22 protein-coding genes are annotated in these 25,068 nt (G+C 40.8%); 13 read left to right on the top strand and 9 right to left on the bottom strand.

Annotated elements, in window-relative coordinates; all coding sequences use genetic code 11:
* Positions 1–32 precede the first annotated feature (32 nt).
* The 3 genes from CRI9333_RS27050 to acnB all read right to left on the bottom strand — a co-directional run bounded on the left by CRI9333_RS27050 (position 33) and on the right by acnB (position 3,185).
* Positions 33–200 carry a hypothetical protein gene (locus CRI9333_RS27050; protein WP_157462379.1) on the bottom strand — a complete coding sequence of 56 codons (168 nt, stop codon included), beginning with the start codon at positions 198–200 and terminating at the stop codon, positions 33–35.
* A gap of 163 nt (positions 201–363) precedes the next feature.
* Positions 364–540: a hypothetical protein gene (locus CRI9333_RS27045; protein ID WP_015205529.1), complete on the bottom strand. Its 177-nt coding sequence runs from the start codon at positions 538–540 to the stop codon at positions 364–366.
* Positions 541–596: 56 nt separating this feature from the next.
* On the bottom strand, positions 597–3,185 hold the full coding sequence (acnB, locus tag CRI9333_RS22845) for a bifunctional aconitate hydratase 2/2-methylisocitrate dehydratase (protein WP_015205528.1): 2,589 nt from the start codon (positions 3,183–3,185) through the stop codon (positions 597–599).
* A 170-nt stretch (positions 3,186–3,355) separates the two neighbouring features.
* Here acnB and CRI9333_RS22840 point away from each other — a divergent pair, with 170 nt between their 5' ends.
* Both CRI9333_RS22840 and CRI9333_RS22835 read left to right on the top strand, forming a co-directional pair.
* Complete coding sequence (locus CRI9333_RS22840; protein ID WP_015205527.1) at positions 3,356–3,616, top strand: hypothetical protein; 261 nt, start codon at positions 3,356–3,358, stop codon at positions 3,614–3,616.
* 13 nt (positions 3,617–3,629) lie between these two features.
* Positions 3,630–4,073, top strand: coding sequence for an HNH endonuclease (locus tag CRI9333_RS22835; protein WP_015205526.1), 444 nt, complete (start codon positions 3,630–3,632; stop codon positions 4,071–4,073).
* Between the two features lie 29 nt (positions 4,074–4,102).
* On the opposite strand, the gene CRI9333_RS22830 is transcribed toward CRI9333_RS22835, so the two are convergent.
* The 4 genes from CRI9333_RS22830 to CRI9333_RS22815 form a co-directional block, all read right to left on the bottom strand.
* Complete coding sequence (locus CRI9333_RS22830; RefSeq protein ID WP_015205525.1) at positions 4,103–5,209, bottom strand: IS630 family transposase; 1,107 nt, start codon at positions 5,207–5,209, stop codon at positions 4,103–4,105.
* 100 nt (positions 5,210–5,309) lie between these two features.
* Complete coding sequence (locus tag CRI9333_RS22825) at positions 5,310–5,498, bottom strand: type II toxin-antitoxin system HicB family antitoxin (protein WP_015205524.1); 189 nt, start codon at positions 5,496–5,498, stop codon at positions 5,310–5,312.
* Between the two features lie 194 nt (positions 5,499–5,692).
* Positions 5,693–6,088: an arginine synthesis PII-interacting regulator PirA gene (pirA, locus tag CRI9333_RS22820; RefSeq protein ID WP_015205523.1), complete on the bottom strand. Its 396-nt coding sequence runs from the start codon at positions 6,086–6,088 to the stop codon at positions 5,693–5,695.
* Between the two features lie 577 nt (positions 6,089–6,665).
* Positions 6,666–7,016 carry a hypothetical protein gene (locus tag CRI9333_RS22815; RefSeq protein ID WP_041226166.1) on the bottom strand — a complete coding sequence of 117 codons (351 nt, stop codon included), beginning with the start codon at positions 7,014–7,016 and terminating at the stop codon, positions 6,666–6,668.
* Positions 7,017–7,604: 588 nt separating this feature from the next.
* Between CRI9333_RS22815 and CRI9333_RS22810 the strand changes: the two genes are divergently transcribed.
* The 3 genes from CRI9333_RS22810 to CRI9333_RS22800 all read left to right on the top strand — a co-directional run bounded on the left by CRI9333_RS22810 (position 7,605) and on the right by CRI9333_RS22800 (position 11,311).
* Positions 7,605–8,582, top strand: a complete 978-nt coding sequence (locus tag CRI9333_RS22810) for an ABC transporter substrate-binding protein (protein WP_015205522.1) — start codon at positions 7,605–7,607, stop codon at positions 8,580–8,582.
* Between the two features lie 180 nt (positions 8,583–8,762).
* Entirely contained in the window at positions 8,763–10,316 is a 1,554-nt protein-coding gene (locus tag CRI9333_RS22805; RefSeq protein ID WP_015205521.1) for a sugar ABC transporter ATP-binding protein, read from the top strand.
* Entirely contained in the window at positions 10,313–11,311 is a 999-nt protein-coding gene (locus tag CRI9333_RS22800) for an ABC transporter permease subunit (RefSeq protein ID WP_015205520.1), read from the top strand. The genes CRI9333_RS22805 and CRI9333_RS22800 overlap by 4 nt, the downstream gene beginning before the upstream one ends.
* Positions 11,312–11,472: 161 nt before the next feature.
* Here CRI9333_RS22800 and CRI9333_RS22795 read toward each other — a convergent pair whose 3' ends face one another.
* Positions 11,473–13,308, bottom strand: a complete 1,836-nt coding sequence (locus CRI9333_RS22795; RefSeq protein WP_015205519.1) for an AAA family ATPase — start codon at positions 13,306–13,308, stop codon at positions 11,473–11,475.
* 288 nt (positions 13,309–13,596) lie between these two features.
* Between CRI9333_RS22795 and CRI9333_RS22790 the strand changes: the two genes are divergently transcribed.
* Positions 13,597–14,862 carry a bifunctional folylpolyglutamate synthase/dihydrofolate synthase gene (locus tag CRI9333_RS22790; RefSeq protein WP_015205518.1) on the top strand — a complete coding sequence of 422 codons (1,266 nt, stop codon included), beginning with the start codon at positions 13,597–13,599 and terminating at the stop codon, positions 14,860–14,862.
* A gap of 100 nt (positions 14,863–14,962) precedes the next feature.
* Here the strand turns inward: CRI9333_RS22790 and CRI9333_RS22785 are convergent, their stop codons facing one another.
* Positions 14,963–16,234, bottom strand: a complete 1,272-nt coding sequence (locus CRI9333_RS22785; RefSeq protein WP_015205517.1) for an ABC transporter substrate-binding protein — start codon at positions 16,232–16,234, stop codon at positions 14,963–14,965.
* Positions 16,235–16,517: 283 nt separating this feature from the next.
* Between CRI9333_RS22785 and pilM the strand changes: the two genes are divergently transcribed.
* The 7 genes from pilM to CRI9333_RS22750 all read left to right on the top strand — a co-directional run bounded on the left by pilM (position 16,518) and on the right by CRI9333_RS22750 (position 24,984).
* Complete coding sequence (gene pilM, locus CRI9333_RS22780) at positions 16,518–17,624, top strand: type IV pilus assembly protein PilM (protein WP_015205516.1); 1,107 nt, start codon at positions 16,518–16,520, stop codon at positions 17,622–17,624.
* A gap of 4 nt (positions 17,625–17,628) precedes the next feature.
* Positions 17,629–18,522: a PilN domain-containing protein gene (locus tag CRI9333_RS22775; protein ID WP_015205515.1), complete on the top strand. Its 894-nt coding sequence runs from the start codon at positions 17,629–17,631 to the stop codon at positions 18,520–18,522.
* Entirely contained in the window at positions 18,519–19,274 is a 756-nt protein-coding gene (locus CRI9333_RS22770; RefSeq protein ID WP_015205514.1) for a hypothetical protein, read from the top strand. Before CRI9333_RS22775 ends, CRI9333_RS22770 begins: the two co-directional genes overlap by 4 nt.
* A gap of 235 nt (positions 19,275–19,509) precedes the next feature.
* Positions 19,510–21,543 carry a secretin and TonB N-terminal domain-containing protein gene (locus CRI9333_RS22765; protein WP_041226165.1) on the top strand — a complete coding sequence of 678 codons (2,034 nt, stop codon included), beginning with the start codon at positions 19,510–19,512 and terminating at the stop codon, positions 21,541–21,543.
* 526 nt (positions 21,544–22,069) lie between these two features.
* Entirely contained in the window at positions 22,070–22,354 is a 285-nt protein-coding gene (locus tag CRI9333_RS22760; RefSeq protein WP_015205512.1) for an HU family DNA-binding protein, read from the top strand.
* A 25-nt stretch (positions 22,355–22,379) separates the two neighbouring features.
* Complete coding sequence (gene cobD / locus CRI9333_RS22755; protein WP_015205511.1) at positions 22,380–23,510, top strand: threonine-phosphate decarboxylase CobD; 1,131 nt, start codon at positions 22,380–22,382, stop codon at positions 23,508–23,510.
* Positions 23,500–24,984 carry a dihydrolipoyl dehydrogenase family protein gene (locus CRI9333_RS22750; RefSeq protein WP_015205510.1) on the top strand — a complete coding sequence of 495 codons (1,485 nt, stop codon included), beginning with the start codon at positions 23,500–23,502 and terminating at the stop codon, positions 24,982–24,984. Before cobD ends, CRI9333_RS22750 begins: the two co-directional genes overlap by 11 nt.
* The last annotated feature ends 84 nt before the right edge of the window (positions 24,985–25,068 follow it).

Genomic DNA, 25,068 nt, shown 5'->3' with positions numbered 1-25,068 from the left:
TTATCCTAAAAATTAGCCCACCTTAAAATATTTTATTTTTGTGGCGTTTCCACAAGCTTTTGCCTTTCTTCTAACTTAGTTTCTAATTCTTGACGAAACTGTACCCCCATTTCATAAAGAGTTCTTGCTTTTTCTTCAGCTTCTTTAGCTGATTGGAGCAACTCTAGCAAAGTTTTGGTATCAGGTAGCTCTTTCATCATTACTCCCTTAAGCGGTTAACAATACTTTCAACTCTCATTTTAGTCTCTAGGACAACCCCTAGCATAGTGGACAACCTCTGTCCAGCTTCCTCGATTTCGTCCATAGTTACTTCAGTAACAGATAGCAATTCTAAAATTCTGCTAATTTCTTGTCGGTAATTGCTTATAAAAATAGCACGTTACTCAGATAAGCAAAAAATTGCACTAAAATACTATTTTCTGGAAATCGAGAGAGAGGAACTCTGACTAAATCAAGACCTTCTGTGAGAATTTGTTCTAATTGCTCAAGTTCTTGGTTTAGTCGGTTACTTAGTTCTCTAATTGCTGGCGTTATACTCATACCTCATTTTACAAACAATATTCAGGTGAGCCATCAAGACTCACCCTCAAATCATACTACTTCACTCCAGCTAACATGGCTTCCTCTTCTTTAGAAACAACGCGCCCTTCATCCTCAAAACCAGTAATTTGATCGAAATTCAAATAGCGATACAAATCACCCGCAAAAGGATTAATCTTCTTACCGACAATATCCAGATATTCCTGCACATTTGGCAGCCTTCCTAATAGCGCACAAACTGCTGCTAATTCCGCAGAACCTAGATACACTTTGGCATCTTTACCCAAGCGGTTATTGAAGTTTCTCGTAGAAGTTGAAAACACAGTTGCGCCATCAGCAACTCGCGCCTGATTACCCATACATAGACTGCAACCAGGCATTTCTGTCCTCGCACCTGCTGCATCAAAAATGCCGTAATATCCTTCTTCTTTTAACTGGGTTTCATCCATGCGGGTAGGGGGACAAATCCACAAGCGGGTTTTAACTGCGCCTTCCCCTTCTAATACTTTCGCAGTGGCGCGGTAATGTCCGATATTCGTCATACAAGAACCGACAAATACTTCTTGCACTAAATCGTTAGCTACTTCAGAAAGTAATTTAACATTATCTGGGTCATTGGGAGCAGCTACAATTGGTTCTTTGATTTCGTTTAAATCAATTTCAATTATTTCTGCATACTCCGCATCTGCATCAGCTTCCATTAATACGGGGTTGGCTAACCATTCTTCCATTTTGGCTACCCGACGCATGATAGTACGGGCATCTGCATAACCACGCGCTACCATGTTTTTTAACAGCGCAATGTTGGAACGGATATATTCAGAAATTGTTTCGACACTCAGTTTAATTGTGCATCCTGCACAAGAACGTTCTGCGGTTGCGTCGGTGAGTTCAAATGCTTGCTCAACTTTTAAATCGGGCAATCCTTCTATTTCCATAATCCGCCCGGAGAAGATGTTTTTCTTATTCTTCTTCTCGACTGTTAGCAATCCTTTTTGCATTGCTACATAAGGGATGGCGTTGACTATATCCCGTAGGGTGATTCCTGGTTGCAATTCACCTTTGAATCTGACTAATACTGATTCTGGCATATCTAAAGGCATGACACCTAATGCGGCGGCGAAGGCGACTAACCCTGAACCTGCCGGGAAGGATATACCCAAGGGGAAACGGGTGTGGGAGTCGCCACCTGTGCCGACGGTATCGGGTAATAGCATCCTATTTAACCAGGAGTGGATAATGCCATCACCAGGACGTAAGGCGACACCACCACGCTGTGAGATAAAATCTGGTAGTTCGTGATGGGTTTTGATGTCTACTGGTTTGGGATATGCTGCGGTGTGACAGAAGCTTTGCATTACTAAGTCGGCGCTAAAACCGAGACAAGCGAGTTCTTTGAGTTCGTCGCGTGTCATGGGTCCTGTGGTATCCTGGGAACCAACGGTAGTCATAATTGGATCGCAGGATGTACCAGGACGTACACCTTGGAGTCCGCAAGCTTTGCCGACCATTTTTTGAGCTAAGGTGTAGCCTTTGCCTGTGTCTATTGGGGGACGCGGACGGGTAAAGATGGGGCTAGGTTCTAATCCTTGTGCAGCACGGATTTTATCGGTTAAGGTGCGCCCGATTAATAAGGGGATGCGTCCGCCTGCGCGTACTTCGTCGAGAATGGTATCGGGTTTTAATGTGAAGGTGGAAATGACTTCCCCTGCTTCGTTGGTGATTTCTCCTTTATAGGGATGGATGGTAATCACCATTCCGGTTTCCATGCTGCTGACATCACACTCAATGGGTAATGCACCGGAGTCTTCAGCAGTGTTGAAGAAGATAGGCGCGATCGCACTACCCAATACATACCCCCCAGCCCGTTTATTTGGTACAAAGGGAATATCATTGCCGATATGCCACAACACTGAGTTAATCGCAGATTTGCGCGAGGAACCTGTACCAACTACATCCCCAACATAAGCGACGGGATGCCCTTTTTTCTTTAACTCGACAATCGTTTCTAAGCTTCCAGGTTGCCGAGATTCCAGCATCGCTAAGGCGTGTAGAGGAATATCGGGGCGGGTGGTAGCGTGGGTTGCGGGTGATAAGTCGTCGGTGTTTGTTTCTCCTGGTACTTTAAAAACGGTAACGGTGATAGCTTCTGGTACTGGAGGACGAGAGGTAAACCACTCCGCAGTTTCCCAAGCTTCGATTACTTGTTGGGCGTAAGAATTAGTTTTAGCTAATTCCTCAACGTCGTGAAAGGCATCGTAAACCAATACCATTTTGCTTAAAGCTTTTGCTGCGGCTTCTTGTAGAGACGCATTTTGATTAAATTGCAAAAGGTCGATCAACGATTGCACATTATAACCGCCAATCATTGTTCCCAGTAACTCTACTGCATAGATAGGTGAAACTAGGGAACTCGTAATTTCACCTTTAGCTATAGCAGTGAGAAAACCAGCTTTGACATAAGCTGCGGAATCGACACCAGGAGGAATGCGATCGCGCAATAACTCTAATAGCGTTTCTTCTTCCCCCGCAGGCGGATTTTTCAGCAATTCACATAATTCTGAAGTTTGCTGTGCATCCAAAGGTAAGGGAGGAATACCTAGCTTTGCCCGTTCTGCAACGTGCTGGCGGTATGCTTCTAACATCATGTTCTCCTGCAACTTCTTTTCGTTCTAATAGTCAAATTATCTTAACGTAAAGCTTCATAGAGTTACTGGTAAGCAATGTGTGCTTTCAATCTCCGTATAATAAGAGCAACCAGGTTAGTTATCTATAATAGAGTAACGAAGCATCATCATTAATTTATGAGGTAACTATGACTACATTAGTAAAACAGCAGAAAATTTATGATGAATTTATTGATTTTATCGCTCAAGGAACAACACCAGAAGATGTGACTAAATTTCAGTTCTCGGAAGCAACTAAAGAACAGATAGAAGATTTAGTTGAACGGGCTAAGACAGGTGAATTATCCACTGATGACAAAAGTGAACTAGAGCAGTTGCTTGTGATTGAACATATTATTCGATTAGCTAAAGCTAAAGCTCATAAATATCTTCAATCTGTCTCAAAATAGGATGGGATTAATTATGTCTCGTTCTTACATTAGCAAAGAACTAAAAGAATTAGTAAGTAAACGTGCTGATTATCTGTGTGAATATTGTCTAATTTCTGAAGAAGATAGCGGTGGGTGTCAATTTGACCATATTATCAGTTTAAAACATGGTGGAGACACTACAGCCGAAAATTTAGCTTATGCCTGTTTGTTTTGTAATTTGAATAAAGGTAGTGATTTAGGCTCAATTATTTGGCGGACAGGCGAACTGGTAAGATTTTTTAACCCCAGAAGAGATCGTTGGGGCGAACATTTTCGCCTGGAGGGGGCAATGATTCAACCTTTAACTGATATTGGGGAAGTAACAGCAAGGATTTTTCAGTTTAATAGTAGCGATCGCTTAATCGAAAGACAAGTTTTAATTGAAGTTAATAGATATCCTGCAACTGCTGCTAACCAACGTATGAATAATGAATGAATTCCTAGTAAGCGGCTACGCAGCTAAATTTAATAAACAGCATTACCTTTATTTTTAATCTTACGTTCCCATTTAATAACAAGACCTCCTTCATTTAACAACTTATTCAATAACTCTTCTAACTGTTCTACTGATTCAAATAGTCGATGAGCTATATATTCTTTCGCTGAATGCCAAACTAATTCGATTAAATTATAATCTGGACTATATGGCGGTAAGAACTCTAAAATAATATTGGGCATTTCTGAGGCAATTTTTTCTAAAATATCTTTTCTTTTGTGGAAGCTGGCGTTATCTAAAATAATAACTATTTTGGCTGAACATTTGGTAAAATCTTCACTTTGTTTACCTTGCTCAATCCATTCTTCTAGTAAAAAAGTATTTAAGAGTTTTATCTGTTCATAAAAAACATCTGCATTTCCTTTTTTGATGACAAAATTCATTCTTTTTTTATCGTGATAACGTAATCCTCCCATGATATTTACTCTTCCTCTTCTTCTTTGTCCCGCCACCTTCTTTCTATAGCCTTTTCTTCCCCATGTTTTTCTTCTTATTACTCTTAAACTAAACCCACTCTCATCCCAAAACCATACCTGTAGACGTTCTGGGGTGGCGAGCGTGATTTTTAAATATTCCGCTAATTTTTCTTTAAATATTTTACGCTTTTCAGGATTTTGTTTGTCTTCTAGGCTATACTTTGCCCAAAGGTAAACGTACTTTTTTCGCTCTAAAATTCTCCTAACTTGAGAGCCGCTTAACTTAATTCCTGTCGCTTTTTCCAAATAAGTTGCTAGCCTCGCTGCTGTCCATCGACCAAACTCATATCCATACTCGGATGGCTCTTTTTCAATGATTTCTAATAAAACCTCCTCATATTTTTTTGTAACTTTACGGAAGTTACCTTCTCTTCTTCCATCTAGAAAGCTTTCTAGTTTATCTGGGTCGCCATGCACCGCCCAATATGCTACTGTTGGATATGCTATCTGTAAAAAATTACTTATTTCTTGGTAAGTTTTCCCCTCATTCATTAATAGTAAAATGAGAACTTTCTCTCTTACATAGGGATTTTCATCTTCTTTTAGAGTTTTTAGTAGCCGTTCTCTCTGTTCTTGAGTCAGATGGTTTTTCGCTGGCATACCTGGCTGGCAATCTCGTACTTATTTAATTCTCTATTATACAATCAAGCTGCGTAGCAGCTTATCAAGAAATCAGTTTTCAAAATAGTTAAACCCGAACTTACACAGTTACTTCATATATAGTGGGTAATTGTTTTTCATTAGCTACCTCTAGCCATCCTTCAATTGCTTCTTTAACCATTTCTATTAGATGTTCATAGCTTTTTCCCCAGGTATGACAACCAGGTAAAGCAGGAACAGTTGCACACCAAACATCTTCTTCTTGCCAAACAATTACTTTTATTTTCATGTTTAAAACTTTTAGGTATTAAAGTGGAATTGTTCTAATTATATCTAACTAAACTTTAAAAACTATCAAAAAAAAATTCTACCCGATACCAGTATAAATGGAGCGGGTAGTTTTGATTAATCATAAGATATGAGTAAAATAACTTAATTACTCAAATCAGCAATTATGACTCTGTTGTTAATTAAGATAAACAACTATCTCTGAAAAGCTAATTGCTTTGACTCCATTTCTAGCTGGTGGAGTAAGTTTTGATCGCCTCTAGCTTTTGCTGCTTGTAGTCGGTATTCCAAATTACGACGCATATTTTCTATATGAATTTGCGTTGTTTGATCTAATGATTTTTCACTGCTTCGAGACGCTGTAAAAGCAGAATTTTTTCTGAGCCATAAATCTGAGTTGGCAGACCTAGCACGATTAGCAACCTCACATTTGAGCAAGCTAGTTACTGGTGAATGTACAGGCATATGTCTAACATAGCGGAAGCTAGAATCTTGTTCCTGGTTTCTGCCGTAGATTTCGGCTTCTTTCACTTCCAGACTAGGTGAGTTGTATTGGTATTTGCTCCTGATGACGCGATTAGATAAATTCATAAGTTTTGCCTGTAACCCAATTTTTTAAGTTTTATTAAGAATTAAACTGCGATCGCTTGTAATCGTGGTTGGCGTTTGGTTTTGAAAAACTTGGACGTTAGAGGTAGTTGTCCAACTATCAATAAAATGCCAGCACTTCTGTATCTATTTTTACAATTTTAACGGTAAGTGTCAAGATAGCCTCGCTTAAACAAGCGTTAAACTAATCTTTATTTAAAAAGTTGTACTAACGGTGTTTATGCTGTAATTAATTGCTTTTGGCTGAATTGCAGCTAGTTAATCATTGATCTCATTTTAACAACAAGATTAAACTCAACCGTGATTTAGCTAACACTGTTGTTGTGATCTGTATTGGTAGATCAGGGGTAAAAGATTAATGTTAACAAAATTTGACATTAATCTGAGTCCCCAATCTATCCATCAGAAGAAAGAAAAACTGCTTTTTCTGGGTCAGATCTAAACGATGCTACAATCGCGCTCTTGCTGCAAGGGAACAACAGCTTTGAGGTTAAAAGTAATTTGGCTTTTTCTTGGGTTTTTTATTATAGCAGCTTATCTTAAATTAGGCAAATTGCAATTAAGAATGAGTGATTGGCAAGTCGCGGAAGAAGTAAAAGCGATCGCTCTTTGCATCATTTCCTTTAATTCGCCCCAAGTAACCAGTTAACGGCGAGGAAAGCTCTACCAGTAAGTCATTGACGGATTGATCATCTAGTTTATAACTTGGCTCAGATGCAAACACAGCATTATAATGAACTCGAATTTCCAGTGTTAAATGTTCGCTTCCGGGTTCTCCAAGTTCTTTCACTGTTTGAACAATTTGCGATCGCAGTTTTATCTTTTCTTGAACTCTATTAATATAAGCGTTAACTTTATCGTCTACTATACCAAACGGCTCTTTTTGCCAACATTCCCTTAGTTCTAACAAGTTAATTAGTTACCCCGTCGCTTAATGTTCCCATCTCGCGTATCCACCTGAGCAAAGCATTAGCGGTTTTAGCGCCTATTTGTCTGTCAAACTGAAATTCAGGTGTATTGCCTTACTGAGTATATTATTTTTCTCTTTAGAGAGTCATCAACCAAAAGGTATCGGATTTAACAAAATTGTTTATATCTTAAGAAAGTTGTGGCGCAACCAACTTGAAAGCTAATATTTTTATTTAAAAGCCTTAATAGCTTCACAAATAAAATTTCTACAACTAAGAATCGTTCACGATAGCGATCCCATCTTTTTTACATTATTCTGTTAGAAATTCCTCGCTATTAATGGATTTGACAGGGTTGAGTGATGCGATAGAGGCTAAATGTGGCGAACAAAATGAAAAATTTCTAGCTCGGCATCAGCCTTGCCGAGCTAGAAATTTCGTTATTTGTTGCCATGTCGAAAGGCAATAAAACAAAAGTGAATAAAAGTGGAGGTGATGAGGTCGCAGTTAGTACAGTTTTCAGGGTAATAGGCGATCTATATGAAAACTTTTCCAAAATTGATGCTGTAATTTATTGGAGATAGAAGAATGTGAAAAAGATTGCAATTGTACTTAGCTTATTAGGTATCGTCAGTGGTTCTCTTACAGGTTGCACAAATGGCAACACTGCTACCAACACAGGTACACAAAGCAAGAATGTTAATCGCGATTTACGCTCAGTTGCTGTCACCCTTGGCGATCTAAGTAATCCTTTCTTCGTTGTAATGGCAAAGGGAGCCGAGGAAGAAGCTAAGAAAATTGGGGGTGATGATGTCAGAGTTACTGTGGTTTCCAGTGGCTATGACCTGAACCAGCAATTCAACCAAATGGAAAATTTTATTGCCGCAAATACTGACCTAATCATCCTCAATGCGGGTGACAGCAAAGGAATTAGACCAGCAGTTGATCAAGCAAGAAAAGCTGGTGCGATTGTGATTGCCGTAGATACGGCAGTAGAGGCAGAAGTGGATGCCACAGTTACCACTAATAACCTGCAAGCTGGAGAGGTTGCTTGCCAATATATTGCCGATCGCCTCAAGGGTAAAGGCAATGTGGTCATCGTTAACGGCCCTCCAGTGACCTCGGTAATTCAGCGAGTTAATGGATGCGAAAAAGCCTTATCAAAATATCCCGATCTAAAAATACTCTCGAAAAACCAGAACGCAGAAGGGAGTAGGGATGGAGGATTGAGGGTAATGAGCGATCTGCTGACAACTTATCCCAAAATTGATGCTGTCTTTGCGATCAACGATCCGAGTGGTGTTGGAGCCGACTTAGCAGCTAGGCAAGTAAGACGCAAGGAATTTTTCATTGTTGGGGTCGATGGTGCGCCAGAAGCCGTAAAAGCGATCGCATCTAATGACAGTCTATATGCAGCGACAGCGACTCAAAATCCTAGAGAGATGACTCAAAAAGCGGTTCAGGTTGGCAACGACATCTTGCATGGCAAAAAACCTAAGTCACCTAATATTCTAATTCCAGTTAATTTGATTACGCGAGAAAACGTTAGCACTGCTAAAGGTTGGTAATTAATCAAGCCTGTTAGTTAAGAATTGCAAAGTCTTTCTAATGTGAATCTTTTGGTACATTCGCATCATCTTTGCATATACCTACGATGTAACCAGAAAAGATTTGCGATCAGATTTTAAAACAAAATTTGGCAATAGTTTTAACGCCAGAGCAAGTCTAAGTTTTCGCAGAAATTGCTTATGACAACCAATATTGAAACCTCATTTCCTGAAGCATCAACCACCACCCCTGTATTGGAAATGCAAGGGATTACGAAACGATTTAATGGTGTACCTGCTCTGCAAAATGTCAATCTTACGATTTATCCAGGAGAGGTTCATGCCCTCATGGGTGAGAATGGGGCAGGAAAAAGTACTTTGATGAAAATTCTTGCCGGGGCATACATTGCCGATGAAGGCGAGATTCGCATTAATGGTAGCCCCGTGAAAATTACCAATCCGGGTACGGCGCGACAGGCGGGTATTAATCTCATTTATCAAGAACTAAATGTCGCACCAAATTTAACCGTTACCGAAAATATTTTTATGGGTAGCGAGTTGCGGCGGGGTCAGTTATTAGACCGTCAAGGCATGGAGCGTGAAGCACGGCAAGTGATCCAAAATTTGGGCGCTAGTTTTGCACCAAATGATGTCGTTGGCAGTTTGTCGATCGCAGAACAGCAACAGGTGGAAATTGCGCGAGCATTGAAGGACAAAAGCCGCGTTTTAGTTATGGATGAACCAACGGCTGCGCTGTCTGATCGCGAGACTCAGCATTTGTTTGAGGTGGTTCGCAAACTACGCTCTGACGGCATTGCCATTATCTACATCAGCCACCGCATGGAAGAAATATATGCTCTGGCTGACCGGATTAGCGTAATCCGGGACGGTCAATATATTGGCAGTCTCACGCGGGATGAAATTTCTCCACAGCGATTAGTGCAGATGATGGTCGGTCGCTCGATGCAGGATTTTTACGAACATCAGCGACAAACGAATCTTGGCGCAGTCGTGTTAGAAGTTAAAAATATCAGCGACGGACGCAAAGTTCAACCAGCTAGTTTTGAACTTCATGCCGGAGAAATTCTCGGTCTAGCCGGGTTAGTTGGTGCAGGACGCACCGAACTATCTCGGCTAATTTTTGGTGCTGACCCCAAGGCAAGCGGTGAAGTATTTCTGGATGGCAAAAAACTAAATATTAATTCGCCCGGTGATGCCATTGCAGCCGGAATTGGCTATGTCCCAGAAGACCGCAAAGACCAGGGTTTATTTCTAGAGATGAGTTCTCGCAAGAATATTGCCCTCAACAGGCTAAAGCAGGAAGCAAAAGCTGGCATCGTTAACTGGGGTTCAGTCAATCAGTTGGCGAAGAAAGCAGTAGAAAACTTCAATATCCGACTTGCCAATTTGGAAATCAGAGCGGTGGATCTTTCCGGCGGCAATCAGCAGAAGCTACTGCTAGCGCGCTGGCTAGCCATTCAGCCGAGAGTATTGATGTTGGATGAACCGACACGCGGTGTAGATATCGGTGCCAAAAGCGAAATTTACCGAATTATCAGCGAGTTGGCAGCACAAGGCATGGCTATTCTGATGGTTTCCAGCGAACTACCGGAGATTGTCGGCATGAGCGATCGCGTCATCGTGATGCGAGAAGGGGAGCTAGTAGGCGAACTTGACGGCAGTCCCGGCAAAGAAATTACCCAAGAAAACATTATGCACTATGGCACTGGAGCAGGGGAGGTACTAGAATCATGAGCCAAACTTTAAAACCTATTAAAAATAGACCTGGTGAGCAGCGCACCTCAAGCAAGCGTAAATCAATTAACAATTTTCTTCAGGTTGCAGGTATTCTACCGATTCTGGTACTCATCTGCCTCTTATTTTCCTTTCTTAGCCCCAACTTCCCAACAGTCGGTAACTTCGTTAATATATTGCGACAGTCATCGATCAATATTGTGCTGGCAACTGGGATGACATTTGTCATTCTGACCGGAGGTATTGACCTTTCAGTGGGGTCAATATTGGCTGTTTCTGCCGTAGTTGCAGTGATGGTATCGCTAATTCCTGCTTTGGGTTGGGCGGCAGTACCTGCTGGTTTATTGACAGGATTACTTTTGGGCTTACTCAACGGCGCTCTCATCACCTTTTTAGATGTGCCACCTTTTATTGTCACGCTAGGTTCACTGACTGCCTTAAGGGGTGCTGCCTATCTCGTTGCCAATGGTACAACGGTGATTAATCCTAACTTGGGTTTTTCTTGGATCGGCAACAGCTATTTAGGTCCGTTTCCTTGGCTAGTGGTAATTGCCTTGCTGAGTGTATTAGCCAGTTGGTTTATCCTCCGGCAGACGGTTTTGGGGGTACAAATTTACGCTGTTGGCGGTAATGATCGAGCAGCACGCTTAACTGGTATCAAAGTCAATCGTGTGTTGTTATTTGTCTATGGTGTCAGTGGATTATTAGCAGGTTTGGCAGGAATTATGAGCGCCAGCCGTCTTTATAGTGCCACTGGTATGTTAGGTCAGGGCTACGAGTTAGATGCGATCGCTGCTGTTATTCTCGGTGGTACTAGCTTCACAGGTGGTATCGGCACAGTTTCTGGAACTCTGCTAGGGGCGTTGATCATTGCTGTTCTCAACAATGGTTTGACCCTGCTGAATATGTCTTACTTCTGGCAATTAGTCGTTAAGGGTTTGGTAATAATTGTGGCGGTAATGATTGATCGGCTCCGCAGACGTTCCAGACGCTGAAGAATCAAAGAGTCTAGTAAAAACTCAACGTCTTATAAGCTGTTCCACATAAAAATTGCATATTTAGTGATTGCAAAATTAACTTCAATGGTTTCTGCCTTATGCCTTACCTTCACCAATATGTAAATTAAAAGTAGAACAGCTTACTTACTGAAAATACATCAAGATTCACTAATAATCTGATGAATTAAAGAATTATCAACTACTAAATTAGTCTGCTCAATAAATTCATTAACTTGCTCTTTACTTAAATCATAATTTTCACGAGCTTTAGAAACAAACAGAATAGCTAATAGTGGTTTAATTGCCTCAGCTTCTAATATTACCCATTTTCCAGCTAACTTGGGTGACAGCAGTTTCTTTAAACCTTCTTGTAACTGTGTGGAATTCTCACTAATGTCTTTAGAACGAAGTAGACAACCACGATTTAAATCAAACGTTTTGTACTCAATTAGCCGTTTTAAACCAGCTAACACCTGATTGCTGTTATCTTGCTGGAGAACAGCAACTCCAATTTTTAACGTTTCTTCATTTTGATTAGCAATAACTTTGAAGTCAATGAAACCTTTATTTAAGTTTACTGGTTCAACTTTCTCAATACGCTCAATAGTTACATCATTTATAGTTTTTCCAACTAGATTAGAAAAACTTAGCAAAAGGGCGGCAGCTAGTTTTGGCTTATCTTCTATTAAGGTTTCAATAGATGCTTCTACTGTTGCAAGTTCTTTTTCAAAAGCAACTTGGACAGGATTTACTTCTGGTATTGGTGTTTCTACTTTAGGTACAACAAAATTGTTAGCGCACCAGGTTATAACTTCCCTAATAGTAGGTTTATAATTACCTAAATCTCTAAGTTGATTTTCTGTAAATGGATAAACAGGAGTTTCAGGAACTAAATCTTGATGGTTGTAAAAGTCTTGCAACCATAAACTTACAAGCTCAACAATTGAGTCAGCATTCAAATATTTTAATTCAATTGGTTCTGAGGTTGCTGCTGAAACTCGATGAGGTATTCCACCAGGGAGAGATTTTATTTTTACTTTCCATGTATCTGGTAGCATCGCTGTCAAAATTACAATACCGTGACTGCTACTAGATATCAGACTATCAAATAAGTTTTTAACTAATTCAGCAATTACCTGTGATTTATCAGAACTAGAATCATCTGTGCTAACTCCCTCTAGTTCATCAAAACAAATTATCAAGGGTTGATAATCACTAATCAAACCTAATATTTGCAAGGCGAATTCAAAAGCTTTAGCTTCTTGATATTCTTGAAGATTATTTGGTAAAGTTAATTCAGTAGCTTTATCTTCAGATAAACTATCTCCAGATAACCATTTAATCGCGTAGGGTGCATGAATTTCTGAAAGTGTCCAAAGAATCGCTCTAATTATATCGGGATCGACGTTAGGTTTAATTAGAAGGGAAACAGCTACTAAACTATCAATAAATTTATTATTTCTTTCAATAGCAGCAGGAAAGTTTGTGTGAATTAAATCTTGCGGATATTGACTAATTTTTTCTGCTTGGTCGTGTTTGCCGACATGATTGTATGCTTCAATTAAGATAGCGATCGCTAATTCTTGCCACTGCTTTAAATTTTGCTTACCAGTTTGATTAAGGCTCTGGGATAAAGTTTGTAGAAAGTGATAATTAATTAGCTTTAAGTCAGTAAAATGACTAGCACTAGCATAGATAAATAAATTATCACCTTCTTCTAGCAGACGTTGACGAATGCGACTAATGATGTGAGTTTTGCCAGTGCCTTGCTGACCGATAATAGCAATAGACGTAACTTTGCTTTCACCAGTGTTAACCTGTTGAATCGCTTGAAAAACCGCATCGGAAGCGTGAGCATTTAAACTGGGAACATCGGGTAAGCCTTTACTCCAAACATCTTGCCCTCTGGCAGCAGCACCTCGCTCAACAAAGGGGTTGTGACTTTCAATAGCTGCGTTAATTTCTTCGATTGTAGATGCAGAAGAGCTAATCATAGTAAGTTTAATTAAGTAAAGAACTACAACAGGATAACTTTTACCTTAAGAGCGGCATGAGGTTTCGGCTCTATATGGCTGTGGTGAGCGTAGGGTTCCCCACGCTGTATGCTACGCCGTCAAATTAGGGAAGATGTCAGCCTGCATTTCCAGTATCTACTTATTACTGTACGAGTAGGTGATGCGATCGCTCATCTACCTAAAAATTGATTAAATTTACCCAACAGATCGACGTTGTATCCCGTTAAGCTGATCTAGGTATCCGATCTAATTATTTAAACGTATTTAATGGACATTGATTCTATTCTTATACCTTTTCAGCATTTTGGTGTCCATCTAGGGCTAGAGCGAATTCAACGTTTATTATCAGATTTAGGCAACCCGCATCACTCTGTACCTGTTATTCATGTAGCTGGTACTAATGGTAAAGGTTCAGTGTGCGCTTATCTTTCTGCTGTACTCACTGAAGCTGGTTATCGCGTAGGGCGTTATACTTCCCCCCATTTGGTTTCTTGGAATGAACGCATCTGTTTAAATGAACAGCCAATATCCGAAGATGCGTTACAAGAATTATTGCTGCAAGTAACAGCCGCAATCAACCCAGATACAGAAACTCCTACCCAGTTTGAAGTTATTACCGCCGCCGCGTGGTTGTATTTTGCTCAACAGCAGGTAGATATTGCTGTGGTGGAAGTGGGGTTAGGCGGGCGTTTAGATGCAACAAATGTGTGCGATCGCCCTTTAGTTAGTATCATTACTTCTATCAGTCGAGAACATTGGCAGCAATTAGGCTCAACTTTAGATAAAATTGCCACCGAGAAAGCTGGTATTTTAAAACCTGGATGTCCAGCAGTAGTGGGACAATTACCACCAGAAGCACAAGCAGTAGTAGCACAACGAGTTGCAGAATTAAGTTGTCCGGTTGTTTGGGTGGAACCTGCGCGGAAATTACCCCCCCTTACCCCCGAATTAAACGAGGGGTGTGAATCATGGGCGGAATATCAGGGAATTAAGTATCCCTTAGCTTTACACGGGGATATTCAGTTAAGTAATTCAGCTATTGCGATCGCATCCTTACAAATTCTCCGACAAAACGGGTGGAATATCACAGAAAGTGCGATCGCATCCGGTATGGCAAAAACTAAATGGTTAGGACGTTTACAATGGACAACTTGGAAAAACCATAAATTACTTATTGACGGCGCACATAACCCCGCAGCAGCTAAAGCATTGCGTCAATATGTAGATACGTTGGGTGTTTCCGTAACTTGGGTAATGGGAATGCTTTCTACCAAAGATCATGCTGAGATATTTCAGGCGTTATTGAGGGAAGGCGATCGCTTATACTTAGTACCCGTATCAGATCATAGTTCTGCTGATCCTCAACAATTAGCCATCCTTGCTAATAGTATTTGCCCTAATTTAGCTGATTGTCAAACATTTTCCGATCTAACTACAGGTTTAGAAAAAGCAATCACTACTTCCAACTTATTAGTATTATGTGGCTCGCTTTATTTGCTGGGTCATTTTTTCCAACAGCAACTTGTTAATTAGTTAAGTAACTCCACATCAAGTAGATCCACATTTAAAACGCTTAAACAAAAATCTCCCCCTCCTCTTATTAAGAGGAGGGGGCAGGGGGTTAGGTTTTCTCTTACTTTTGATTCCAACTTTGGGCTGCATCTGTAACCGCTTGATCCACAGATTTCTGCCCTAACATTGCCGCCTGCAAATTTTCATAAATTGCTTTTTGCAACACATTAACATCCTTCATCGCCGGAATTAACACTTCTGCCTGTGACAATTGATTTGCACTAACATAGCGACCTTGTTCTATTGGCAATGCTTGACTATTACTCTTAATTTGAGTCTGATATTCTTGCACTGCCTTAACAGTAGAAGGCAAAACATTTCCAGTTTTAGCAAAAGCTAACTGATTTTCTGTGTTAGTTACAAACAAAGCAAATTTAAGGGCAGCATCAGGTTGATCTGTATCGCGTGGAATAATTAAATTCATCACAGCGACATTTTTCTTATTAGTCTTCCCCGTAATTTGAGGTGCAACAGCAGAAGATTTAGCAATATCAGGGGCATTTTTAGCGATCGTATCAATAAACTCTGCACCAGAAGAAAGGAATGCTAATTCGCCAGCTTGGTAAAGATCAATTGCTTGTCGATGTCCTTGAGTTAGAACTTCTCTGGGTAATAGTCCTTGTTTATACAAATCTACCCAATATTGAAATACATCCTTTCCAGCAGGAGTGTTAAAAGCTGCCTTACCTTGATCATCAAGTAGAGGAACACCCATCTTTACAAATGACTCCAGCACCTCAGATGAATCTTGAGGTACAAAAGTACTAAAGAAAGCATACTTACCTGTTTTATCTTTAATTTGCTTCGCTGCTTGCGCCAATTCTGTATAAGTTGTAGGTGGCTTAGTAATGCCAGCTTTTTTCAACAACTCAGTATTATAAATTGTAACTTCAGTAGTTAAATACCAAGGAATACCGAAGCTTTTGCCATTAATTGTGCTAGCGTCCCAAATATTAGGTAAATACTCTTGGCGTGCCGTCGCAGGTACTTTAGTATCTAAATCTAACCAAGCATTGCGGGCAGCTAGTTGGGAAGCAAAACTAGGGTTTAAGTTAACTACATCTGGCGCTGTTTTTGCAGAAACAGCCGCTAAAATTTTGCTCTCCATTGCTGACCAAGGAATATCTACCCAGCGAATCTTGATGCCAGGGTTTTGCGCTTCAAAGGTAGATATTAACTTGTTAAAATAATCAGTAAACTTAGGTTGTAGCTGCATAGTCCAAAACTCAACTTCAGGAGTTTTTGATGGTGCAGAACCAGGGCTACAGCTAATTACCCAACTCAACAACAACCCTAATAAAGCAAATATGCCTAAGCGTTTCCAGTTTTTCATATAGATTTGTAAACTTGCAATTGATTTTGGGCTATATAAGATCGCAGTCACTAATCGTACAAGAGAAAACAGTCATGCGATCGCACTTCTTTACCCCACAAAAACCAAAATTTCACGTGAACACACTGTATTGAGTCGCCACGCACTGTGTCAAAAGATGTCTCTTTCCCTCCATTGGCGTTAATTCTAAGCTACATTGATTACGATGCTCCTTTGTTGGTCTCGATTCTAGCAATAAGCGCCTATATTCAAATTTTTAACTTCAGGGATTATCAAAACATCTATGTTTAACCGTTTAAAAAGTTTCATCCCCAGAAGAGGTCAAGGAATTGGTATAGAACTTGCCCCCGAACGGATTAATATTGCTCAAGTCCGTAAGCAAGGTCAAGGATTTAAACTAACCATGTTGTCCTCAGTAGAAATACCTGAAGGGCTAATTCAAGAAGGCAAGATAACAGACTCACCAGGCTTGGCAGAACTAATTCAGTCAACATTGGCAGAGAGTAAGATTAAAGTAGACCGAGTAGCTACTGCCGTTCCGATGCGGGAAGCAGTGATCAGGATCATCCCAGTTCCAGCAGAATTGAACGATAAAGAATTAAGGGAGATGGTACTCGACCATGAAGCTGGTCTTTATTTGCCTTATCCTAGAGAAGAAGTTGATGTCGATTATCAGAAACTGGATTTAATTGTGGATGAAGACGGCATTGAAAAAGTGCAAGTTTTGTTGGTAGCCACCAAAAAAGAAATTACTGATAGTTATCTAGAAACATTTCAGCAAGCTGGCTTACAGGTAGATGTATTAGAAATCAACAGCTTTGCTCTAATTAGGACAATTAGAGAGCAGTTGCGGCAATTCGGTTCTCAAGAAGCCGCCGTCTTGGTAGATATTGAGTTTGATAGCACTGAAATTGCCATTATCGTCAACGGCGTTCCACAATTTAATCGCACTGTTCCTATTGGTACTTACCAACTCCAGAACGCCCTCAGCCGCGCCATGAACCTACCAACGTCAAGAAATACCGATCTTTTACAAGGAATGACGATTCCGACTAATTCCCCTGTTGATAGTGTACGCACTGGCGCAACTGGGATAAATCCTGGTATGGCTGCTCTTTTAAGAGTTTTAGGAGAACTAACTGATGAATTACGTCGCTCTATAGATTTTTATTTGAATCAAAGCGAAAATTTGGAAGTCGCGCAGTTGTTGTTGGCAGGGCCAGGAGCAGGTATGGGACAACTTGACGAATTCTTTACACAAAGGTTAAGCGTGCCTACTACTCAGATAGACCCAGTAGCAGCCCTTGGTTTACAGGTAGATCAAGAAATTCCTGCACTCCAGAGACCAGGCTTAGGAACGGTATTGGGATTAGGACTGCGGGAGGTGTGAACTAATGTATAGCTTAGATATTAATTTTATTAAAGACCGCCGCGACTCTAGTGAAACCAAGGTTGCTGGAGGTGCTACCAAATCAGCCAATATATCAGCGAAAGAAATGCTACCTCTATTTTTGGGGGTGGGCGTTGGTTTGCTGCTGGTAGGAGCGGTAGGTGGGTTATGGCTGTTTCTGCAACAGCAAACTACCGTATTGCAGGAGCGCCAAGTTGCTTTAGACACAGAACTAGCGCGTTTAAAAGGATTAGATGATCAAGTAAAAAAAATTAATGATGAAATTACCCAAGTTACAGGACAGACAAAAGATTTAGCGACTGTATTCAATCAAATCAAGCCCTGGTCGGCTATTTTAGAGGATATTCGCGATCGCATTCCTCCAGGTGTGCAAATTGATACAATCCAACAAACAGCAGCTACTGCTCCTCTACCAATTGTTAGCGCCTCTCCAAGTGCTTCCCCAAGTACAAGTGCTTCTCCAAGTGCAAGTGCTTCCCCAAGTGCAAGTGCTTCCCCAGCAGCCAGCGCACCAGCTACTCCACCGAGTCCACAACCTGTAACTAAAATCCAAATTCAAGGAACTGCTCGTTCTTTTAATGATGTCAACGATTTTTTATTAACTTTGCAAAGGTCAGCCTTTTTTCAGGACAATCAAACTCAGTTAATTACAGCCAAACTGATTGATAGCCCTATAAAAATAGAACTACCAAAATCTAAACAGGAAAAAGAAAGTAATTTAGAATTTAAATTACCCAAAGTAGTGCAGTATACAATTGAAGCAAACCTCAACGATGTAACTGCTGGCAAATTATTAAGAGAATTAGAGCGTAAAGGCGCTGTCGGGTTAGTAACAAGAATTAGAACCCTTCAGGACAAAGGAGTAATTGAGAAATGACTTATACGGAAACTGAAGAATTTATCCCTGGTAATTTAGAGCAAGATCTGCAAGAAGGTCCCAGTTATCCCAATGCCTTTGGCATTACATTCACTCCTATAATTGGGGGTGCAATTTTTGCGATCTTAGGTTTATTAGGCGCAGGTTATCTATTTGCAAATACAGTACTACCTACTTATCAAAGTAATCAAGAACTGCAAACCAAGATTGATGAGACAGAAGCTCAAATTCAACAAAAGCAAGGTAGTCAACAAAAAATTAATGACGCTCAACAAAAACTTGATTTAGCCAAACGTCAGAAACAAGAAGTATTGGCTTTATTCGCTAAAGAAAAAACAATAGATACCTTATTAATTGATATTAATGGCTTTATTAATGCTAGGCAAGGCAGCTTGCAAGGATTTGAGCCAGAAAGACTCGATCCTCTTGCGAGTGTAATCAAGGATGGTTCATTAGGGGCAAATTTAGACAATAAAGTTAAAAAACAGGGGGCAACAGTTTCACTAGAAGGAAGCTTTGATCAAATTCAGTCAATATTGCGTAGCGTTGAGCGGCTAGAACAATTATTGTTGATTAGAGATTTTAAAGCCGACTTGGATAAGTCAACCCAAAAAGTCAGGGTCGATCTTCAAGGTAAAGTTATACCTCAAGAAAAACCAACGACTAACATTAAAACAACTTTTAAAGTTAATGCCATCATTCCCTTAACCCCTGAAGAAGCTGCTGCTGCTGCTTCACAACCCAAAAAATAAGGAATAAAACTAACTTAGTTGTTTGGTTCTAACTTATTGTATGTTCAGGCATAATGCCAGTTATTTATTCAACTAGGACTTACGCAGGTTGAAAAAGTTAATGGTTCCCTCATAAGAGAGAAACTAAGGCTTTTTTCAAATCACCAATTACCAGTCCCCAAAGTCTCAATATTGGGTAAATATGCGTAAATTCTATAAATTACTTTTGTTGGTGTGTATTGTGAGGAAAAAAAACGTGAGACAGCTTAAAAAATTAGGTGGAATTTGTGTAGGAGGAATAGTAGTTGCTATCTCTGGACAACCAGGATGGGCAGATACTATGCCAGTGACATCGAATGAAGTTAATTTAATTCCTACAAATCTAGAGATTAAATCAGAAAGTTCAGCAGTAGAGGTTGACAGCAAAAACTTCAGCTTAATACCAACAAGTGAAACGCAGACAGCTAAAGATGATGACGAAGTAGGGGTAGGGTTGGGAAAAGAGAACTCAACTAAGGGAGATTTGCTCAACAAGGGGCAATTGTTGCTTAAAACTTCAAGGGAAACAACTTTCTCGGCTTACCAACTGCCTCCTGCCTTTAATCAAGGCTTAAGAGCTAATAGCACAAAGATTTTGGCTCAGACACCAACACAAACGCCAACTCAAACAACACCTTTCCCCGTCAGACCTGATGTTTTAGTTCCCAATCCTGAAATTATAATTCAAGGCAATCCTGCTCCGGCTGCGGGTTCTTTTCAGCCTGTAGCACCAGTACCACCATTATTACCTAGAGCGATCGCACCACCAGTAGGTGATATTTCTGTTTCCAATATTAACGCCGCTTTTGACGCGGTAGATTTGGGTACAACAGCGCGTGTACCTAAACTCGTTTTAAAAGATGCTCCAGTCAGAGAAGTATTAGAGTTATTGGCGCGTTCTGCTGGTCTTAACCTCGCTTTTACTTTAGGTAATGCTGGTGCTGCAACTGGCGGTGCGCCAGGTACGCCTGGAATAGCAGGACTTGCTCCAATTTCTCTTAATTTAGAAAATGAACCAGTTCAAGAAGTTTTCAACTACGTTCTGGCTCTTTCTGGTTTACAAGCGAACAGAATTGGAAGGACGCTGTTTGTAGGTACGCAATTGCCTCAAGGTGTTCGCAATATTATTGTTCGGAGCTTACGTCTCAATCAAGTTACCGTAGGGCAAGCTGCGGGTTCTTTGCTTGCTCAAGGCGCAGAACAGCAGCAAGCAACAACTGCGACTTCAGTTACGGGTGTAACAGACCCTACTGGTTTTGCGCCTATAGCAAAGATTACTAATACGGCAAATTCTATTACCAGAGTAGCGACAGCCGCAGATGCTCAAACGGGAGGGCAGGGGCAATCAGGAAGTTTACTACTTAAGGGATTAGCCCTAACAACTGATGAGCGTCTTAATACTATTACCTTAATTGGCGAACCTCGAAAAGTAGAGCTTGCTTCAGCATTATTAACGCAGCTAGATATGCGTAAGCGCCAAGTAGCTGTGAATGTCAAAATTGTTGATGTCAATTTATTGAATTCTAATATCCTTAATACAAGTTTTTCATTTGGGTTAGGTAACACTTCAATCGGGGCTAACGGTGGCGTAGCAAGTATTAATTTTGGGGGTAACAATTCCTCAAGTAATTTTGTAGGTAGCTTGCTAGCCCAAGTTGTAAGTGGCAACGCCAAGATATTAACCGATCCAACTTTGGTACTCCAAGAAGGAGAGAGAGCTACTGTCAACCTATCACAAGAAGTATTAGGAGGGTTCCGAACCACCTACCAAGTAGTAAATAATGTTTCTATTCCAACTCAGGAGCCAATTATTAAAAACGCTGGGTTAATTCTTGATGTTCAAGTATCTAGAATTGATGACAACGGTTTTGTTACTTTAAACGTTAATCCGACTATCTCTGCACCCGCAAGTTCGGTAGCAACTCCTCAAGGCACCATTACGCTATTGCAACAACGGACGGCTCAATCTGGGCAATTGCGATTGCGAGATGGACAAACTTTAATTATGTCAGGCATTATTCAGGAAACTGACCAAACAACCGTTACCAAAGTTCCGATTTTGGGAGATATTCCGATACTAGGCGCGTTGTTTAGAAGTACTAACCGAACAAATCAGCGCAATGAGGTAATTGTGTTGCTAACGCCTCAAATTATGGATGACTCCAATCGCTCATCCTTTGGCTACAATTACAACCCTAGTGCTGAGGTGCGTCAGATATTGCAACAGCCTGGTTCTTCTACTCCAAGGTAGCAGCAAGTAGCCACTAATTTGTTTCGTCAAAGAAAATTTGGGGGGCAGAGGAGCAGAGGAGCAGAGGGGAGAAATTTCCCGAATTTTTCCACTCTTCTACAGGCAATCCTACCCAAATTATTTTATCTCGTCACAATGAAGTAGCCCTGCTTTTTAAGGGGGAAGATTTAAAGTCCCCGTTAAAAAGGGGGATTTAGAGGTATCTTTGCGTAACTTTTGTTAAAAAAATTCATCACTATAAAGCTACAAATAATGTAGAGATGTATCATTCTACGTCTCTACGAATGGCTTTTTAGGTAAAAAATAGTGATCTAAATACCCAAAAAGACGGAAATCAATATAAATTAAAGGTTTCAACGATCCATATCATGCTTGCAGACCTTAGAATATTGCAGTGAAACTTCGATACTGCGAGAGTTTCAGCGATTTTAAATTGAAATGCTATTACCATAAGTTGTTGAGCTTTCAATGCTGAAGCGTCAGATCGATTTTTTTACTCGGTTCAGTACACATTAGGAGATTTCTCATGAATAAAGGCGAATTAGTAGATAAGGTGGCTGAGAAGGCAACTGTTACCAAAAAACAAGCTGATGCTGTGTTGACTGCTGCTTTGGAATCAATCATGGAAGCGGTTTCTGAGGGCGATAAGGTTACCTTGGTAGGCTTTGGCTCTTTTGAATCACGAGAACGTAAAGCTCGTGAGGGTCGCAATCCTAAGACTGGCGAGAAGATGGACATTCCAGCCACCAAGGTTCCTGCTTTTTCTGCGGGTAAGTTGTTTAAGGATAAAGTCGCTCCTAGCGAAGATTAATTTTCTTCTAGGACGGAATTTTATTTTGAATCGACCTGTACATGGGGGAAATTTAGCCTGGGCAGCCGCGCTGGCGGGCTGTTCCCCTTCCTTAATTGTGGATTTTTCTGCCAGTATCAACCCGTTGGGACCTCCGCCATCGGCATTAGCCGCTATACGATCGCATCTAACGGCACTGGCAGCTTATCCCAACCCAGATTATTACCCTTTACGTGCAGCACTCGGTCAAGTGCATCAACTCTCGCCTGACTGGGTGCTACCTGGAAATGGTTCAGCAGAGTTATTAACTTGGGCGGGTTGGGAATTATCAAAGCTGGATGTAACTGCTTTGGTTACTCCGGCTTTTGGTGATTACTGGCGATCGCTCAAAACGTTTAATACAAATGTACTTGAGTGTCCCCTTGCCGATTTTGCATCCTTCTCAGGTAGGAATCTGGAAACAGAGATTTTAGATTTGGGATTAATTAACCAAAAGCTAAAATCTCTAAATCCCAGCCGTAGCGGTTTGTTGTTGAATAATCCACACAATCCTACAGGTCAACTTTTTAGTAAGGAAGCTATTCTGCCTTACCTAGAAGAATTTGCAATGGTGGTGGTGGATGAAGCTTTTATGGATTTTCTGCTACCCCAGGAGCAACAAAGCTTAATATCACTGGTAGAGGATTATCCGAATTTGGTGATTTTGCGATCGCTCACTAAATTTTACAGCTTGCCAGGGTTACGGTTAGGTTATGCGATCGCTCACCCTGACCGCCTACAACGCTGGCAAAACTGGCGTGACCCCTGGCCAGTTAATACCTTAGCTGCTGCGGCTGGTGAGGCTGTTATCCAAGATACCGACTTTCAACAGCAAACTTGGGAATGGTTGGAACCTACTCGACAAGAGTTATTTGAAGGTTTAACCAAATTACCAGGACTGCAACCCTACAAAGGTGCAGCTAATTTTTTATTGGTTCGCACAGAAAAACCGAGTTCACAAGTGCAGAAACAACTGCTCCAACATAGTAAGATTTTGATCCGCGATTGTCTGAGTTTTCCCGAATTAGGCGATCGCTATTTCAGGGTGGCTGTGCGTTCTGTTGCAGAGAATCAGCGTTTACTACAAGGTTTAGCTGCAATTCTCGATCCTAGCTATAAACAAGAATATGGCAGTTGAATTCGACCTAGTAGTGATCGGCAACAATACTGCTGCTATCTCTGCCGCAGTTGCCGCCGCCCGCTTGCAAGCCCGTGTAGCACTGGTAACACTTCAGCTTGATTTTAAAACTAACTTAGAAAATGCCACGAAACTAGAACTTAGTTCTATATACAACCAAGCTTTAACTCAAGTTGCACAATTCGCTTACAAAATTGATAATGCTGCTAACTACGGCATCTATCTAGAGGATTATTCCCACAAATCTCAGTCATTATCTCACAATCAACTTACCGCAGCTTGGGAGTGGGCTAAAGGTGTAGTCTCTACTATAGAAGAACAGCATTCCCTAGCAGTATTGGCATCTTTAGGCGTTGATGTTGTTGCTGGAAATGGTGAATTTTGCCGTCAACCTCACCTGGCATTTGTTGTCAGAAATAGACATTTACGCGCCCGTAATTATCTCATCGCCACTAATTCTCGTCCAGTTATTCCCTATATTGATGGTTTAGAAACTACTGGTTATTTCACCGCAGCAAACTTTCAGCAGTCACTTCCCCAAAAACTACCCCAGAGTTGGATAGTTATAGGCAGTGGCGCTGCTGCTACTGAAATATCCCAAGTTCTAGTGCGGTTGGGTGCAAGCGTGACCCTAATAGTTAGAGGTGCGCGTATCCTGCCTCAAGAAGACGTAGAAGTATCTCAGTTAGTGCAAGCCCAACTAGAAGCTGAAGGTGTCTGCATCCTGACTGAAACTAAGGTAGAACACATCAAACGAATTGATCATAAAAAGTGGGTGCTAGCTGGTAATAAAGCTATAGAAGTAGATGAAATATTTTTAGCAGTGGGATCTCAGCCGAATATTGAAGGTTTAAACCTAGAGGGTGTTGGGGTAAAGATTAATCGACGTGGTATCCAGCTTAATGAAAAGTTGCAAACCACTAACCCCCGCATCTATGGCTGTAGAGATGTGATTAAGGGGTATCAGTTTGCCTTCCTTGCTGATTATGAAGCTAAAGTTGCTTTAAAAAATGCTTTGTTTTTTCCTATCTATAAAGTAAATTATCGTGGGATTCCTTGGGCAATATCTACCGATCCTCAGTTAGCGCGGGTGGGGATGACAGAGGCACAAGCTATCAGGCGGTATGGTAAGGATGTGATGGTATTACGGCAATATTTTCAGAGTGTTAGTAAAGCTGTAATCATGGGGGAAACAACAGGTTTATGTAAAATCCTGGTGCGCCGAAATGGTGAGATTTTAGGTGCTGTGATAATTGGTGCAGAAGCGGGGGAGTTGATTAGTGCGATCGCATTAGCTATGCGACAGAAATTAAAGATAAGTGCGATCGCAGACTTACCCCACATTTCCCCTACCCTGTCAGAAATCGTTACCCAAACCGCCGCCGAGTGGAACAACCTACGTCTGAGTAATAATACTTTTTTACAAAATTTACTAGAAAACTTTTTTAATGTACGCAGATCGTGGTCTTCGTAGTAAACTAGATAGGCTTTATGGTTTCCTGTAAAAATCTTCAAAATTACCGGAACCCCTATAAGCGTCGTCAACCACTTGCTAACG

Origin of the sequence: Crinalium epipsammum PCC 9333, from assembly GCF_000317495.1 — a bacterium.
GTDB lineage: Bacteria > Cyanobacteriota > Cyanobacteriia > Cyanobacteriales > PCC-9333 > Crinalium > Crinalium epipsammum.
This window is presented reverse-complemented; position numbering and strand designations above follow the sequence as displayed.